The sequence below is a fragment of the Enterococcus sp. DIV1208 genome (assembly GCF_050530455.1).
In the GTDB taxonomy this organism is placed as follows: Bacteria; Bacillota; Bacilli; order Lactobacillales; family Enterococcaceae; genus Enterococcus_B; species Enterococcus_B hirae.
The window spans coordinates 2,631,995-2,648,803 of sequence record NZ_CP172887.1 but is presented as its reverse complement, the minus strand read 5'-3'; the positions used below and the strand labels follow the sequence as shown (position 1 = coordinate 2,648,803).

At 37.1% G+C, this 16,809-nt stretch carries 15 protein-coding genes and 1 riboswitch; of the genes, 13 read left to right on the top strand and 2 right to left on the bottom strand.

Annotation, left to right across the window (positions count from 1 at the left end):
- Positions 1–43 precede the first annotated feature (43 nt).
- Both IGK91_RS12285 and IGK91_RS12280 read left to right on the top strand, forming a co-directional pair.
- Positions 44–1,366, top strand: a complete 1,323-nt coding sequence (locus IGK91_RS12285; RefSeq protein WP_309597272.1) for a lanthionine synthetase LanC family protein — start codon at positions 44–46, stop codon at positions 1,364–1,366.
- A gap of 124 nt (positions 1,367–1,490) precedes the next feature.
- Entirely contained in the window at positions 1,491–1,652 is a 162-nt protein-coding gene (locus tag IGK91_RS12280; protein ID WP_010720618.1) for a hypothetical protein, read from the top strand.
- Between the two features lie 153 nt (positions 1,653–1,805).
- On the opposite strand, the gene proC is transcribed toward IGK91_RS12280, so the two are convergent.
- Entirely contained in the window at positions 1,806–2,612 is an 807-nt protein-coding gene (proC, locus tag IGK91_RS12275; protein ID WP_010720617.1) for a pyrroline-5-carboxylate reductase, read from the bottom strand.
- Between the two features lie 177 nt (positions 2,613–2,789).
- On the opposite strand from proC, the gene mprF reads away from it, so the two are divergent.
- The 9 genes from mprF (at position 2,790) to thiT (ending at position 13,784) form a co-directional block, all read left to right on the top strand.
- On the top strand, positions 2,790–5,363 hold the full coding sequence (mprF, locus tag IGK91_RS12270) for a bifunctional lysylphosphatidylglycerol flippase/synthetase MprF (protein ID WP_081123396.1): 2,574 nt from the start codon (positions 2,790–2,792) through the stop codon (positions 5,361–5,363).
- Positions 5,364–5,604: 241 nt separating this feature from the next.
- Positions 5,605–6,453, top strand: coding sequence for a 4-(cytidine 5'-diphospho)-2-C-methyl-D-erythritol kinase (gene ispE, locus IGK91_RS12265; protein ID WP_014834412.1), 849 nt, complete (start codon positions 5,605–5,607; stop codon positions 6,451–6,453).
- Between the two features lie 324 nt (positions 6,454–6,777).
- Positions 6,778–7,728 (top strand): metal ABC transporter substrate-binding protein, encoded by a 951-nt coding sequence (locus IGK91_RS12260; protein WP_010720614.1) that lies wholly within the window; start codon positions 6,778–6,780, stop codon positions 7,726–7,728.
- 17 nt (positions 7,729–7,745) lie between these two features.
- Complete coding sequence (locus IGK91_RS12255) at positions 7,746–8,426, top strand: metal ABC transporter ATP-binding protein (protein ID WP_010737272.1); 681 nt, start codon at positions 7,746–7,748, stop codon at positions 8,424–8,426.
- On the top strand, positions 8,399–9,223 hold the full coding sequence (locus IGK91_RS12250; RefSeq protein ID WP_010720612.1) for a metal ABC transporter permease: 825 nt from the start codon (positions 8,399–8,401) through the stop codon (positions 9,221–9,223). The genes IGK91_RS12255 and IGK91_RS12250 overlap by 28 nt, the downstream gene beginning before the upstream one ends.
- Positions 9,224–9,388: 165 nt before the next feature.
- Positions 9,389–10,207 (top strand): pur operon repressor, encoded by an 819-nt coding sequence (gene purR / locus IGK91_RS12245; protein ID WP_010720611.1) that lies wholly within the window; start codon positions 9,389–9,391, stop codon positions 10,205–10,207.
- Between the two features lie 376 nt (positions 10,208–10,583).
- A complete protein-coding gene (gene glmU, locus IGK91_RS12240; protein WP_010737273.1) occupies positions 10,584–11,957 on the top strand; it encodes a bifunctional UDP-N-acetylglucosamine diphosphorylase/glucosamine-1-phosphate N-acetyltransferase GlmU in 1,374 nt (457 codons plus the stop codon).
- Positions 11,958–12,050: 93 nt separating this feature from the next.
- On the top strand, positions 12,051–13,019 hold the full coding sequence (locus IGK91_RS12235; RefSeq protein WP_010737274.1) for a ribose-phosphate diphosphokinase: 969 nt from the start codon (positions 12,051–12,053) through the stop codon (positions 13,017–13,019).
- Between the two features lie 18 nt (positions 13,020–13,037).
- A riboswitch (TPP riboswitch) is annotated at positions 13,038–13,139 on the top strand.
- An 84-nt stretch (positions 13,140–13,223) separates the two neighbouring features.
- Positions 13,224–13,784 carry an energy-coupled thiamine transporter ThiT gene (thiT, locus tag IGK91_RS12230; protein ID WP_010720608.1) on the top strand — a complete coding sequence of 187 codons (561 nt, stop codon included), beginning with the start codon at positions 13,224–13,226 and terminating at the stop codon, positions 13,782–13,784.
- 76 nt (positions 13,785–13,860) lie between these two features.
- Here thiT and IGK91_RS12225 read toward each other — a convergent pair whose 3' ends face one another.
- A complete protein-coding gene (locus tag IGK91_RS12225) occupies positions 13,861–14,637 on the bottom strand; it encodes a hypothetical protein (protein WP_081123394.1) in 777 nt (258 codons plus the stop codon).
- A 261-nt stretch (positions 14,638–14,898) separates the two neighbouring features.
- On the opposite strand from IGK91_RS12225, the gene IGK91_RS12220 reads away from it, so the two are divergent.
- Together IGK91_RS12220 and IGK91_RS12215 are read left to right on the top strand one after the other, a co-directional pair.
- Positions 14,899–16,614 carry a patatin-like phospholipase family protein gene (locus tag IGK91_RS12220; protein ID WP_181934441.1) on the top strand — a complete coding sequence of 572 codons (1,716 nt, stop codon included), beginning with the start codon at positions 14,899–14,901 and terminating at the stop codon, positions 16,612–16,614.
- Positions 16,584–16,802: a YdbC family protein gene (locus IGK91_RS12215; protein ID WP_010720605.1), complete on the top strand. Its 219-nt coding sequence runs from the start codon at positions 16,584–16,586 to the stop codon at positions 16,800–16,802. Before IGK91_RS12220 ends, IGK91_RS12215 begins: the two co-directional genes overlap by 31 nt.
- Positions 16,803–16,809 lie beyond the last annotated feature (7 nt).

The window sequence follows — 16,809 nt, the reverse complement described above, 5'->3', positions numbered from 1 at the left end:
TTTTTCAAAACTTAACTCAAATACACTTAACATTTCAAAAAAAATGACATTTACGAATAACAGTCGTATAGATTTCTTAACACTATGGAAAAAAAAGATCCATTCTCTTAGTGAGAAAGATTTAAACTACCAATTAAATATTTTGCAAAAAAGCTTTGGAGATAAAAATATTACGTTAGAAGATCTTTTTATAATTGGAGAAAAAAATGATGAGATCAAGACTTTAGAATCTTACATCCATAGTAAAAGGATAGTACACAATAAGCAGGTGACGTGGCTTCATACCGGTTATGAAGATTTAACAAAAGACAAAGATTTTAAAATTCGTTTAAAACTGCAGCCAATGAATAACAGTTTGTATAATGGGAAAATTGGTGTAGCAATCACTTACTATTATTTATGGAAAACAAAAAATGATTTTGATTACAAAAACAGATTTCTATTAATATTGAATGATTTACTTGATCATTTTGATTTATCTAATCAAAAAAATTATGATATAGGGGTTTTTTCTGGATTAGGTGGTTATATCTATTTATTTAATTTGATTGCTCCAACCTTGCGAACATCAAAACTGATCGCAATTGAGCAAGATATCCTTCAATATCTGGGACAAAAAATAAAAAAAGACAAAATTCTGGATATTATGAGTGGTACGGCGGGGTTATTACTACTTTTTTGTAATATTTATAAAAAGAGCCCTAATAAAGAATTAAAAAAATTAATTGGACTTTGTGTGGAGAATTTATTAAATAATTTAATAGAATCAGAGGGAAAAGGAAGTTATTGGGAATCCTCTGTAGAAAAGAAACTTATTTTAGGTTTTTCTCACGGAACATCAGGTATTCTTTATGCTTTAGCGATTTATGAAGAGTTATTTTCGGTAACCAAAATAAAAGAAACGATTGGCGCAGTTACCTTATTTGAAAACCAACATCGTAAAAACGGTGTGTGGTTTGATACAAGAGGAGAAAAATGGATTGAGCAAAATACTTTTTATTGTAATGGTCTTGTAGGAATGCTTACTCATCGATATCTTATGGAAGGAGAAAGCCCAGAGGAGCTATTATATTTTGCTCGATTAAAAGAAGAATTAAACAAAGAACGTGTAGATAGTTGCTTATGTCATGGCTTTTTAGGAAATATGTGGCTTTACCGTCATTTCTTCATTCATCATAATATAAAGTCATATGCGTTCTTACTCGATGATTGGAATGCATACTTAGACAAACGAACAATTAATGAAAGTTGTTTAGAAGACGAGTTTCTAGATGTTGGTTTGATGACCGGTCTTTCCGGGGTGATTTTGGGATTGTTAGCGTTGGAGAACCCTAACATACCAAACATACTTTTATTCGATTTATAGATAAATCCTTCAACCGAAAATACGAATGAAGAGATAGGATCTGATTGAATAATAGATTGATAAGTGTAACAAACAGTTGATGACAATAAAAAATGATTGATCAACTTGAAAGGAGGTGAAGAAAATGGCAGTAGGACTATTAATGAAAGCAGGCAATGTTTCTGAAGAATTAGCAGTATTAAACAACGAACATAGTTTGAATGCTTCGCTAGATACCATCTGCGGAACAATGGGTAGCCTTGGTTGTGGTAGTTTTGGTTGTGGCTCTTTATCTAGCTGTTGCTAAAATATATACGGATGAAAGGTTTCAGAGGTTTTATTGTGAATATTGAAAAATAATAATTCAGAATGAAGAGTCTGAATCTGGGACATTAATCAGAAAAAATCTGATTAATGTCCTACTTTTTTTAGTAAAAAGATTCCTTCAGACTCATTCGTTTTATTTCTTATCCAGCATTTCTCGATCTTTTTCGATCGTTGTATTGATCCCTTTGATAATAGCAGGAATGAAGCCAGCTTCTTCTAAAGCCACAACACCTGCAACGGTTGTTCCGCCAGGGGAAGAAACCTGGTCAACTAGCTCCCAAGGGTTTTCATCACTTGCTAGGAATTTTTGACAAGATCCCATAATAGCTTTGGCAGCGATCTCGGTTGCCATTTTTTTAGGTAAGCCATTAAAGACACCCGCACGACCCATGGCATCGATCAACATATAAATAAATGCTGGTGAACTACCGGCTAACCCAATAAACGTACTGAAATCACCTTCTGCCAGTGGATAGACACTGCCGATTGCTTCAAAGATTTGCGTTGCTTCTTTGAATTCCTCATATGTGACATGATGATTTTTACAGATAGCAGAGACACCTGCACCCACACTAACGTTTACGTTTGGCATGACACGAATGATTTTCGCTTCGGGGTCATTTAGGGCTTTTTCCAGATCATGTAATGATTTTCCTGAAGCAATTGAAATAAAGAGACATTTCTGACTATATTTTCTTAAATCCTTCAGTACTTGGTCAATGATTTTAGGTTTGACTGCCAGTAAAATGACATCTACTTGTTTTGCGACTTCTTGATTTGTTTGACAGGCGGTTACACCAGTTGCTTCTGCAAAACGTTGTGCATTTTCGAAATGACCACTTGAGACAAAAATATCTTCTTTAGCCACTGTTTCGTGTTCAATCAAGCCGTTAATGATTGCTTGCGCCATATTACCTGTTCCAATGAATCCAATTTTCATGTTATCCTCTCCTTTTGTTTTAGCATAGCTTTCTTTTCAATGAAGGGCAAGCAAAGAATAAAGCGTGTGGATAATAGATACATAAACAGGTGAAACTAGTGCATAAGTGGTAAAAATAAGGTAAATAAGCTAACATTGATTTATAAATTGAAAGTTTTCAAGTAAGGATGGTAAAGTATGAAAAATAAAAGTCATACGGCATTTCAGTGGTTGAAAAATCATAGCTTGATTTTAAAAATGATTTTTTTTGGATCTATTATAGTTTTCGTTGCCAATCAAGTCGTAAATATTGCAAATGGAATGAGTTGGCAAGATATTTGGCAAACTATGCGACAACAAAGTTATGTTACGCTGTGTTTAATGGTTTTAGTGGGGTTGATCGGTGTTTTGCCAATGTTGTTGTATGACTGGGTGACGATTCGCGTGTTGGAAAAACAAGGGAAACCTAAAATGAAGCGTCACGATTTTTTCTTAGCTGCTTTTATTACGAATACAATTAATAACTTAGCGGGCTTTGGAGGAATTGTTGGAGCTAGTCTTAGAGCAAATTTTTATGGAAAAGAAACAAATCGGAAAATGGTACTTGCTACCGTTTCTAAAGTTGCATTATTTATGTTGACTGGTTTATCATTATGGTCATTTCTAACGTTCATTGATGTTTTTTTTCTACAAACTACTAGTATTTTTAGAAGTTATTGGATTTGGTTACTTGGCGGTAGTGTGATAGCACCGGCTATTTTTTTCTTTGCTTATTTAAAAAGAAGAACATTATTTGCGGAATTCTATCCTAAGGGTCTAGTCGGGTTACTGTTAGCTTCTGTGGGGCAATGGACTGGAGCATTGGTCGTTTTTTTAGCGATTGGTTATTTGATGGATGTAGATATTTCCTTATTTTCGATTTATCCAATGTTTATTATCGCTACGTTAATCGGTATGTTGACAATGGTTCCTGGGGGTGTCGGGACATTTGATGTGTTGATGATCTTAGGTATGAGTCAGTTAGCTGTTCGACAAGATATTGCAGTGGTTTGGTTACTTTATTACCGTTTGTTTTATTATGTGGTTCCTTTTGCGGTTGGCTTATTTTTATTTCTGTCACATACTGGAGTAAAAGTGAATCGTTTTTTAGACAATATACCACGACTGCTCTTTCAAAAAATCGCGCATTTTATTTTGGTCACAGCCGTTTATTTTGCAGGGATCATGATGGTGTTACTATCTACGATTACGAATCTTTCTGCGATCAGTCGATTGTTTCAGATTTTATTACCTTTCTCGTTTAATTTTTTAGACCAAACGTTGAATCTATTGATTGGATTCTTATTGCTTGGGTTGGGAAGAGCGTTAGCAATGAAAGTGAAGAAGGCTTTTTTACCAACTATTGCTTTATTAGCTTTTGGAATCATTAACACAGTTACTCGAACATTATCTTGGCAATTGATTTTAGTGTATATCTTGATTCTTCTGGCTGTCTGGCTAGCTCGGAAAGAATTTTACCGTAAAAAATTTGTTTATTCATGGGGTGCCATTCTTTTTGATCTATGTTTGTTTGGGTTTCTATTTATCGTCTATGCAATTGCAGGGTATCATAGTGGACGTTTTTGGGTAAATCGATTGACAGCTGATCGCTTTCTCCTGTTCCCATCCGATGAAGTTTGGTTTTCAGGCTTGATTGGTCTAGGGATCTCGCTGTTGGCATTAGTAGCATTGTATCAGTACCTTGCTTCTGAAACGAATGAGTTAGGGTCAGATTTACAAATCGAAAGATTCAAACAGATGTTGACCGTCTATCAGGGGACATCTGCTAGTCATTATCTTCGTTTACCAGTATATAAATATTATTACTATCAACAAAATGGAGAGGATCAAGTCGTCTTTGGTTACCAGATCAAAGGAAATAAATGCTTTGTTTTGGGAGACCCGATTGGCAATCCTAAAATGATTCGTCCTGCTATTACAGAATTTATGCAAAAAGCTGATTGCTTAGGGTATCAAATTGCTTTTTACAAGATCTCAGAAAAATATGTGGTAATGTTGCATGAATTAGGTTTTCATTTTACAAAAGTCGGCGAAGTAGGAATGGCAGATTTGACTACAGAAGAAATGCCTTGGGTCAATCAACAGCTAGAGTACCAGCGTCTAACTAATGAAGGCTATCATTTCACTTGGTACGAACAATTACCTGAGGAATTATTAGCTGCGGTGAGCGAGGTTTCGGATCAGTGGTTACATGGTGCGAGAGAAAAGCATTTTTCTGTTGGGCGTTTTGACAAATCTTATCTGTTAGCCAGCGGTGTTGGAGTGGTACGCAAAGAACAAAAAGTGGTCGGATTTATTACAGAGCAACCAATATCTGAAAGCCAAGCAGGCTATGATCTATTACGTGTATTGCCAGATGAACCTGCTGAACTATCCGATTATTTATTAGTCAATCTATTTGTTGTCTACCAAGAAAAGGGCTATCTTGAGACAAATCTTGGTTTAGCTCCGTTAGCAAATGTAGGGGAAACAGACTTTGCATTCTTTCAAGAGCGCATCATGCATATTGTTTATAATTATGGTAGTTTTTTTTACTCCTTTCAATCGACCTATGAAGAAAAACTGCGCTATGTCACTCGTTGGGAAGGTCGCTATTTTGCTTACATGAAGGGAAGCAGTTTTACATTTGCCACATTACAGTTGTTTATACTAATTGGGAAGGGAAAAGAAAAAAGTATCAGTTTTGCAGAAGAAGTATTAACGGAATTGTAAATTGCGTAAATAGAGGAATAACTGGTGACGTATTTTAGCTACCCATAGTTTAAAACGTGAAAAAGCGATTGACGGTAGCTAGAGACAATGAATGTGGTCGAAGGATGGTTTGTTTTATCTGTAGACAGAAAAGGTCTGAGAAAACCGCTAAGATCGTAAACACGTCACTCGTATGAGCTATACTTTTATTTTTCTCTGTGATAGAATACTTGCGACTTAGACTTTTTGAATGGGTGAGAGGATGGAACTGATAGAAAAAGCACCAGCTAAGATCAATTTGGGATTAGATGTCTTGTACAAGCGTCCCGATGAGTATCACGAGCTGGAAATGGTAATGTCGAGTGTAGATTTAGCAGATCACTTATTCTTTGAAGAGATACCTGAGGATCGAATCATCGTAGAAACGAATAAGGCATTTTTGCCAGTAGATCAACGAAATAACGTTTATCAAGCAGCAACATTGCTTAAGAATAAGTATCATATCAAAAAAGGCGTAAAAATATTTGTGAAAAAAAATATTCCAGTTGCAGCTGGACTGGGTGGGGGCAGCACAGATTGTGCAGCTGCACTGAGAGGGATCAATCAACTATGGAATCTCGGTTGTTCTCTGGAAGAATTAGCTGAGATTGGTTTGGAAGTTGGTACGGATGTGCCTTATTGTGTTTATGGTAATACTGCGTTTGTTGGCGGCAAAGGAGAAGTGGTCCAAGTTCTCCCTTCAATGCCTCAGTGTTGGGTAATCTTGGTGAAACCTAAAATGAGTGTTTCGACTAGGACCGTCTTCAAAGAAGTAGATGCGCAAAAAATCCAGCATCAGAACATTCCTAGACTAGTGGAGGCAATCCAGCAACAAGATTACCATACGATGATTCAATACATGGGAAATAGTTTAGAAGATGTTACCGGCAAACGTCATCCAATTATCCATCAAATCAAAGAACGCATGTTAAAGTATGGGGCAGATGCCGCTTTGATGAGCGGAAGCGGACCGACAGTCTTTGCCTTATGTCAACATTATTCAAGAGCACAAAGAGTCTATAACGGGCTGAAAGGTTTCTGTGATGAAGTATATTTAGTACGCACGTTGTAAAATAGGCCAGAACTAGTTGTTGCTAAGAGATGAAGAATAAAAAATCTCAAAACAGAAGAAGCTGTTTTGAGATTTTTTTGAGTTGGTTGCAGCTTAGTTACTCTAAACGTTATTTATTCTATTTAGAAATTGGAAAAAATGGTCTAGATAACTTGTTGGGCTCTCAGTAACATGAATAAACTATCATTCATTTTACGGTTTACATTGAATTTATTCGTATAAATCAGAAATTGAAGGATTTCTATTGACTCTATTTTTTTATTCTGATACATTAAGTTCCGTTGATAAATCGTAATTTTACGATTTGTTCGAAAGGAGAGTCTTATGAAAAAATATATGATTGGTTTAACACTAGCTGTAGGGATGTTTTTATTAGCGGCTTGTGGTGGTACGAACCAAAAGGATTCAAAGAAAAATGAGTTAACGATTGTTACGACCTTTTATCCGATGTATGAATTTACGAAAGAAGTAGTTGGAAATGAAGGAAACGTCAAGTTGTTGATCCCATCTGGGACTGAACCGCATGATTTTGAACCTAGTGCAAAACAACAAGCAGAAATCGCTGATGCGGATGTGTTTGTTTATAATAGTCCAGATATGGAATTTTTTGTTGATTCATTGAAAGATTCTGTCGATACGAATAAAACATTGATGATTGAAGCAGCTAAAGGAATTGATCGTCTGAAATCAGCAGAAGAAGACCATGACCATGATCATGAACATGAAGAAGCTTCTTCTGAAAGTCATTCGCATGAGTATGATCCACATATTTGGTTAGATCCTGTGTTAGCAATCAAAGAGGTCAAAACAATTGCTTCAGAGCTTGGGAAAAAGTATCCTGATAAAAAGGCAACTTTTGATAAAAATGCGGATGCTTATATCAAAAAATTAGAAAACCTGAACCAAAAATATACGGATGCACTCAAAGATGCCAAAAATCGCACGTTTGTGACGCAACATGCCGCATTTGCGTATTTAGCGAATCAGTATGATTTACACCAACAAGCGATTGCAGGGGTAACGCCTGATCAAGAACCCACACCAAGCCGCTTAGCTGAACTAAAAGATTTTGTGAACAAAAATAAGATTAAAGTGATTTATTTTGAAGAAAATGCGTCATCCAAAGTGGCAGAAACATTGTCGAAAGAAACGGGTGTTAAATTAGAAGTATTGAATCCATTAGAGAGTTTGACAAGTGAACAAATCAAAGCGGGTGAAAATTATATTTCGGTAATGGAAGAGAACTTAAAAGCGTTAAAAGAAAGTATTAATTAAGAACGGAGGCATTTCGCGTGCATTATATCGAAATATCCGATTTGACTTTTTATTATGATGAAGAACCTGTATTAGAAGATGTGTCTTATCACGTTGATGCAGGAGAGTTCGTTATTCTAACAGGAGAAAACGGTGCAGCAAAATCAACATTGATCAAAGCTTCCTTAGGCTTGTTAAAACCTTCTAAGGGAACAGTGAAAATCGCCCCAAAAAATCAAGAAGGACAAAAATTAAGTATTGGTTACATTCCCCAACAAGTGGCATCTTTTAATGCTGGCTTTCCAAGTACAGTCTTAGAATTGGTTCGTTCCGGTCGCTATCCGAGAGGACGTTGGTTCAAACGGCTTTCTGAAAAAGATCATCAGCATGTTAAACGAGCTTTAGAATCTGTTGGAATGTGGGAGATGCGTCATCGACGGATCGGAGAATTATCCGGTGGACAGAAACAACGGATTAGCTTAGCCCGTATTTTTGCGACTGACCCAGATTTATTTATATTGGATGAACCGACAACGGGAATGGATGAAGAATCTCGTAATGAATTTTATCGACTATTGCGTCATAGTGCCCATGAACATGGCAAGGCAATTTTGATGATTACTCATGATCATGAGGATATCAAGCAATATGCGGATCGACAAATTCGTTTGGTAAGAAAGGAGGATTCTCCATGGCGTTGCTTTCATATGAATTCATGAGACGAGCTTTTTTAGCAGCCATTTTTATTGCGGGGATTGCTCCAATGTTAGGTGTCTTTTTAGTGATCCGAAGACAATCATTGATGGCAGATACACTGTCACACGTTTCGCTGGCAGGGGTGGCATTGGGTTTCTTTTTGAATATCAATCCAACGTTGACTACGATGTTCGTAGTAATATTAGCTGCGGTGATTTTAGAATATTTACGTACGATTTATCGTACTTACTCAGAAATTTCAATTGCGATCTTAATGGCTGGCGGACTGGCGCTGGCATTAGTTTTGATGAATCTTAGTGGTGGAAACTCAGCCACAAGTATCCAATCGTACCTCTTTGGCTCGATTGTGACGATTACTTGGGATCAAGTTATCTTTTTGGGTGTATTATTTGTTATTATTGGTTTCTTATTCTTTTTGTTCAAGCGACCAATGTACGTGCTGACTTTTGATGAAGATACCGCCCATGTTGATGGTCTGCCTGTTCACCGTATGTCAATGCTGTTCAACGTGATTACGGGTGTTGCGATTGCTGTCATGATCCCAATTGCCGGGGCATTATTGATTTCAGCAATTATGGTCCTGCCTGCAGCGATCGGTATGCGCTTAGGCAAAAGTTTCAATGTGGTGATTGCCATTAGTATCGGTGTTGGCTTTATCGGCATGTTATCGGGACTAACAAGTTCCTTTTATCTAGATACGCCACCGGGTGCGACGATCACACTAGTCTTTATCGTGTTGTTTCTTGTGGTCAATTTGTTCAAGCGGGTGCTTGTTTCCATTAAGCGAAAAAATAAATAAAAAATCAAAAAGAAAAGCGATGAAAACGAAAAATTTTCATTGCTTTTTCTTATATTTAGATAAATACCGAACTATTTAACTTATTTTCTTACAAAATGCTCGAATTTTTAAATGAAAACTTATATAATGTAAAACGATATAATTTCTTAAAAGGAGCTGAAATATGTGAAAGTACGTCGCAGTGAACGTCTTGTTGATATGACTCAGTATTTATTAGATCATCCTCACGAATTAATTTCATTGACAAGTTTTGCCGAACGTTATGAATCTGCTAAATCTTCGATCAGTGAAGACTTGGCAATTATCAAAAAAACATTTAAGGAACGAGGGTATGGTACCCTAGAAACAATTCCAGGTGCCGCTGGTGGGGTTTTATTTATACCAGAGATTTCTTACGAAGAAGCCAAAAAATACATTGAGTCGTTAGCTGAACGATTGTCTGAACAAGATCGTTTGTTGCCTGGAGGTTATGTTTATCTATCCGATTTACTAGGTGAGCCCGAATTATTGCGCCAAGTTGGAAAAATCATTGCTTCTAAGTATTTAGGTGAAAAAATCGATGCAGTGATGACAGTTGCTACGAAAGGCGTGCCGATCGCGCAAGCTGTGTCCTATTATTTAAATGCACCGTTTGTTATCGTACGCCGTGATTCAAAGATCACAGAAGGATCGACAGTTAGTGTGAATTATGTTTCTGGTTCTTCTGAACGAATCGAAAAGATGGAATTGTCAAAAAGAAGTCTTAAACGTGGTTCTCGTGTCCTAGTCGTTGATGATTTTATGAAAGGCGGCGGCACAGTCAATGGAATGAAGAGCTTGATCGAAGAGTTTGAATCTGAACTTGTAGGAATCACCGTTTTTGCAGAATCCAAATTTAATGGTCATCGTGCAATTGACGATTATACTTCATTACTATACGTGAAAGATGTCGACACGAAGACCAAAAACATTACAGTTGTACCAGGAAATTATTTCAAAGATTAGAGATTGAAAATTTATTTATTGGCCGATCAATAATAGCTGGAAGAGATTGTGACAGAAGTGTCCAGCTCTGAGAAATAAGCCGGAGAATCCGAAAATAGTTTCACCTATTTTGGGAATTCTTTGGCTTATTTTCGATAGAAACACTACAGCAACCAGCAACAACAAATCAGATATTCAGCTGTTATCTGTCAGATGAGAGAAATTCGTTCTCCTTTTTCATATAACCCTATTTTTCTCTCACTATTGTTGATTGACTAATTGATTTTTTAACCCCCAAGATAAAAATGGTCTAGTTACAAATATAGTCTGCTTGGTTGAAAAATTGAGTAGAGTGGGCTAAACTTAAAACCATCAAATACAATTAGGAGTGACGCAGTTGGACGCACGTTATGCAATCATTTTGGCAGCGGGAAAAGGAACTCGCATGAAGTCAAAATTATATAAAGTTTTACATCCAGTTTCAGGACAGCCGATGGTGGAACATATTATCAATCGAGTAAGTGAAACCAACCCAGATCAAATCATCACGATCGTCGGGCATGGCGCTGAGCAAGTAAAGGCACAGTTGGGTGAACGTAGTGAATACGCTCTGCAAGCAGAACAACTTGGTACAGGTCATGCAGTATTACAAGCCGCATCTTTTTTACAAGGGAAAGAAGGCACGACACTGGTGATCAGTGGCGACACACCGCTTTTAACCACTGAAACATTGAACAATTTATTTGAGTATCACCAAGGAAAAAATGCGAGTGCCACGATTCTAACCGCACAAGCCGAAGATCCAACTGGATATGGTCGTATCATTCGTGACCATATTGGGATCGTTGAAAAAATCGTTGAGCAAAAAGATACTACACCAGAAGAAGCATTGGTCCAAGAAATCAATACAGGAACTTATTGTTTTGACAATCAAGCTCTGTTTGAAGCATTGAACAAAGTAGGAACAGACAATGCACAAGGGGAGTACTACTTAACCGATATCATTGAAATCCTCAAAGATGCTGGAAAAACAGTAGCAGCTTATCAGACAGAAGACTTTGATGAATCAATGGGAGTCAATGATCGTATTGCATTAGCTAAAGCTAATGAATTGATGCGCCAAAGAATCAACAAAATGCATATGGTCAATGGTGTAAGTTTTGTTGATCCAGCAACGACTTATATTGATGCCGGGGTAGAGATTGGTTCTGATACAGTGATCGAAGCAGGCGTCCAACTTCAAGGTAAAACCGTCATTGGATCAGATTGCGTGATCGGTGCCCATTCTCGAATCGTAGATAGTGTGATTGAAGATCATGTGGTAGTTGAACATTCTGTGATCGAAAAAAGTCTTGTGAAAAGTCATGCGGACGTGGGACCATTTGCTCATTTACGACCAAAAGCAGAAATTGGTGAAGGTGTCCATATTGGTAATTTTGTGGAAGTCAAAAATGCTGAAATTGGTAAAAATACCAAAGTTGGTCATTTGACTTATGTCGGTGATGCCACATTAGGCGAAGAAATCAATGTTGGTTGTGGCGTGGTCTTTGTGAATTACGATGGGAAAAACAAGCACCGCACAACAATTGGGGATCATAGTTTTATCGGTTCTAATGCAAATATCATTGCCCCAGTGGAAATTGCTAAAAATACATCAGTAGCTGCAGGGTCAACAATCACAGAAGATATCCCTGAATATGCTATGGCAATTGCCCGTGCAAGACAGGTCAATAAAGAAGAGTATGCTAAAAAACTCCCTTATTTAAACTAAGACTTTTGTAAAACCCCTTGATTTATTCAGAAAATATGACTAGTATTTAATAGGTAGAATTCTAGAGTTGTGAAAAAGAAAGTGGAGGTCCCCATGTCAAAACATTACTTTGACCCAAGATTAAAAATTTTTGCGTTAAATTCAAATCGCCCGTTAGCAGAAAAAATTGCTGCAGCTGTCGGTGTCGAATTGGGTAAATCATCGGTTACTCAATTTAGTGATGGAGAAATCCAAGTGAATATTGAAGAAAGTATTCGCGGATCACATGTTTATGTTATTCAGTCAACGAGTAGTCCTGTAAATGATAATTTAATGGAATTGCTGATCATGATTGATGCCTTGAAACGTGCCAGTGCAAAAACGATTAACGTAGTAATGCCTTACTATGGATATGCACGTCAAGATCGTAAAGCTCGTGCCAGAGAACCAATCACTGCAAAACTTGTGGCGAACATGATTCAAAAAGCTGGAGCAACTAGAATGTTGACGCTTGATTTGCATGCTGTCCAAATCCAAGGATTCTTTGATATTCCTGTTGATCACTTGATGGGTGCACCATTGATTGCAAATTATTTCTTAGAAAAAGGGATTAAAGGGGACGATGTAGTAGTTGTATCACCTGACCATGGTGGTGTAACTCGTGCGCGTAAATTGGCTGAATTTTTAAAAGCACCAATTGCGATCATTGATAAACGCCGTCCAAAAGCAAACGTAGCAGAAGTAATGAATATTATTGGGCAAGTAGAAGGAAAAACTTGTGTATTGATTGATGATATGATCGATACAGCAGGGACGATTACCTTAGCGGCTAATGCACTAAAAGAAGCAGGCGCAGTAAGTGTCTACGCATCATGTACACATCCAGTATTATCTGGACCAGCTTTACAGCGTATTGAAGATTCTGCGATTGAACGCTTAGTTGTAACAGATTCGATCTATCTGCCAGATGACCGTAAGATCGAAAAAATCGATGAAGTAAGTGTCGGTGGTTTGATGGGTGATGCAATTAAACGTATCCACGAAAATAAACCTGTTAGTCCATTGTTCGAAACAAAAAAATAAGAGTTAAAAAAATTGAATAGTATCACAAAGGGGAGCCTTATGAGGCTGAGATTGAAGTTTTTCTAAACCCTTCGTACCTGTATCGGTTATGCGAGCGTAGGAATTGTGACGATCAATTGACGTTAGTCATGTAACGTTGGTTGTAGAAGTATGTTGTATTTACTTCCTCCTTTGTGATTTCAAATGAACGGAGGAAGTTTTTTTATGGAGAAAAAATATAAAGTATGGATTGAGGGGACACTTGTAGCTGCACTAGCGATGGTGTTATCCTTTATCCCTCTTCAAATAGGTAGTAGCTTTGAGATTTCATTAGGACAGATTCCACTGACATTGTTTGCGTTAAGAAGAGGCTGGAAGGCAGGGATTTTATCAGGATTTATTTGGGGGATTTTACATTTTCCAACAGGACAAGTGTATTATCTCAGTGTCATTCAAGTATTGATCGAGTATCCGATTGCTTTTACCTTTGCAGGATTTGCAGGAGTGTTCGCTAAAAGGCTGCAAAACAGTCTAACGATGGGCAATAAAAAAGGGATGACAACCACTATTATATTAGGAACTTTAGTTGGTGTTGGTGCTAGATATTTCTGGCATTTTGTCGCAGGCGTCGTTTTTTGGGGAAGTTATGCTTTGTGGGGAATGAATCCATGGCTCTTTTCTTTAGTCATGAATGGTGCAAGTGCCTTGGCTACAGGAATTGTTACAATGGTTGTTTTGCTTGGGATCGGGCGGACAGTTCCAGCTTTGTTCATCGGGAAAAAATAAACGAAAAGAGCCTCAGTCACTATAAAAGTGTCTAGGCTCTTTTTTTATAAGTATAAAATAATGGAACATCCAAGCATCAGCTTAAAGGAGTATAGTTGAGTTCCGCAGCTTCTCCTACAAGCTCCCAGCGTTTTTCTTCTGCATGATAAACTAAAGTGCCAATTGCTTCTTCATCAAGGTATCTTGTTCCTTTTAGCTTCCAAATATAATCTTCAATGACATAGATCGGGATATGATAATCGTTATCGATCAATCCACCTTGTTCAAAAGAAAAAATGATTCCTTCTTGCATCAAATTACGCATATTCTTCAGTAATTCCACACTAATTTTTTCGACCGGAATATCTCGTTTGAAAAACGATTTTTTCTCATTGATTTTTTTTGACAAGATGATACTTAGTTTATTGGCAAAGATCCGATAAAATTCATCTAAATAGCGATAATAGATTCGTTCTAATTGATCGTTAAGATCGAAGTAGACGAAATTATTTTGTAATTTATAAAAAAATGGTGAGTGAAGATGGGTCTTCATGTGTCCAAAATATAACAATTCTGAAATTTCTAATGGCGTTAATTCTTTCAGCATCGTTAAGTCGTTAAAATCGATCCATTTTAAATCACTCGAATGATTACGATTACGTGCAGAAGAGAAAAAGCGTTGGATATTTTCTGTTCCACGAATCACTTTCAACCCAGTATGGGATTCGTATTCACCAGCATTTTCTGAAGGATCTAATAACAATAAATTTTGTGGGAAATGCACGATGTTGTTTGAAAAATCACTAATAGTCAGCCCCTGAGTCACAACCGCATTGCTAGTAGTATCAATATGTACATAAACTGACTCAGACATCATGCTCCTCCTCTCACTCATTATCACTTTCATTTTACAACATTTATTAAAAAAAAGCTTGTTTCTTTTATTTTAAAATTCCATTACAAAATCACTTTTTTTGTGATAAACATGGACATTTTCATTGTTTTTGTATAAATGGATGGAATGGATTTTGTTATAGCTTTTACAAGAACAATGTATTCATTTTAGTATTTCTCAAAAAAATAGTATACTTTAAAAGAATATATTTGTCTTGTTATAATAAAAAAGGAGAAGATTATGCTGATTCAACAAGTGTACGGTTCAGAAAAAACAGTCCTCTACTCTACACTTCAACGAGCCAAACAATTGCTACCCTTTTATGCTACCCATCAGGAAAGCCGTGATGCCTTTTGGTTGGCAACAAAGAAAAGGCAAGCTTGGCGGATGATCGGTAACAAACATACCCTTTATTTTATTGCCGAACGAACCAGTGAACAATGGCTGATTAAAAATGTGCTAGTGGTTGGTGACATGCCTGGTTGGACGCTTTTTTTTAAAGAGATAGAGTGGTGTTCCCGTTTTTATTTCAAAAAATATTGTTCTTTTCAATGGATTGAACCACTGTCGACATATTGGCAGACACTCCTATCTCATCATGGTTATACGCAAGACAATCAGTTGGCTCAGACAATCTGGCAAAAAAAACTGACCTATCATATTGGTTTAGTATTAGGTGGCGGTGGCGCTCATGGTGCCTATCAAATCGGTGTTTGGCAAACGTTAAAAGAACATCAGATTCATTTTGAAGTAATTACGGGAACTTCAGTTGGTGCGTTAAACGGTGTATTGATCTTGCAAGATGATTTATCGCAAGCTCTTTCTTTATGGCAATCCCTCGCAACGAATCAAGTATTACAGCTACCAGAAACTGCATTATCAGAAGATCTACGGAAAAGGTTTATCCAAGAAACACGGCAAATGACGAGAGCAGCAATTATCAAGGGGGGAGCCTCAATCACCCCTTTGGAAAAGTTACTCAAAAGTAAATTAGATGCTGAGAAGATTTTAAAAATGAAAAGTCCTCGTTTATTTACCGTTTCGACTCGACTTCCTGATTTTAAAGAAGTGGTGACACCGATCCAGCAATTGGCAAGCAATGAAATTGCTGATTGGATCCTAGCTTCGGCCTCGTTTTATCCCGCTATGAGTTATCGAAACATTGCTGGACAAAAATATATTGATGGTGGTTATCGAAATAATTTGCCTGTGGATGTAGCAATTAAAGAAGGGGCAACGGAGTGCTTAATAGTAGATGTGGATGGTCCCGGAGTGACTAAGAAGATTACGATACCAGAAGAGACTGTTCCATGGCTCTGCCGCTCTAATTGGTCATTGGGAACCTTCTTGATTTTTAATCGGCAGAGAAACCAATTCAATCTCCAATTAGGCTATCTGGAAATGAAAAAAAAGTTAGGTGATTTTGAGGGGAATTGGTATACGTTCTATTCAACGAAACTTGCAGAACAATATTGGCGTAAATTTTTAAGCTATCTAGTGAATGATCTTCAGCTAGAAACAACTTTTGTTCAACAACCAAAATTTTGGCAAACTTTGCGTAATATATATAAAGACAGGGTAGTAATTGAAACATGCGGGGTGGCGATGCTTGAACTATTAGCCAAAAAAAAGCTCGTTTTACCGAATAAAGTTTATGATGTAGATGAATTGATCGAACAGATCATTCAAAAAGAATCAAGTTCATTTTTCAATCAAATGATTCGAGAGGTCGGACAATTAAATAGTAATGAGTGGCGCAGAGTCCAAAAATACCAAAAAAAGCAAAAGACTGAACAGGAACAAATCAATGAAATTGCTCATTTAGTTAAACAAAAAAAGAACGAGCAACTTCAATCTAAGCTTCATACGCAGTTATTTGACACCCTATTGAATTTATATTTACTTTATCTAAAGGAGGAACAACCATGGCACAAGAATTTTCCTACGAAATCATAGAAGAGATCGCTGTTTTATCCGAAAATAATAAAGGATGGCGAAAAGAGCTGAACCTAGTCAGCTGGAATGGCCGCCCACCTAAATTCGATCTTCGTGACTGGGCGCCCGAACATGAGAAAATGGGTAAAGGGCTTACTCTAACCAATGAAGAATTTGAGGCATTACAAAAAGCTATCGAAAATATGTAACAGAAAG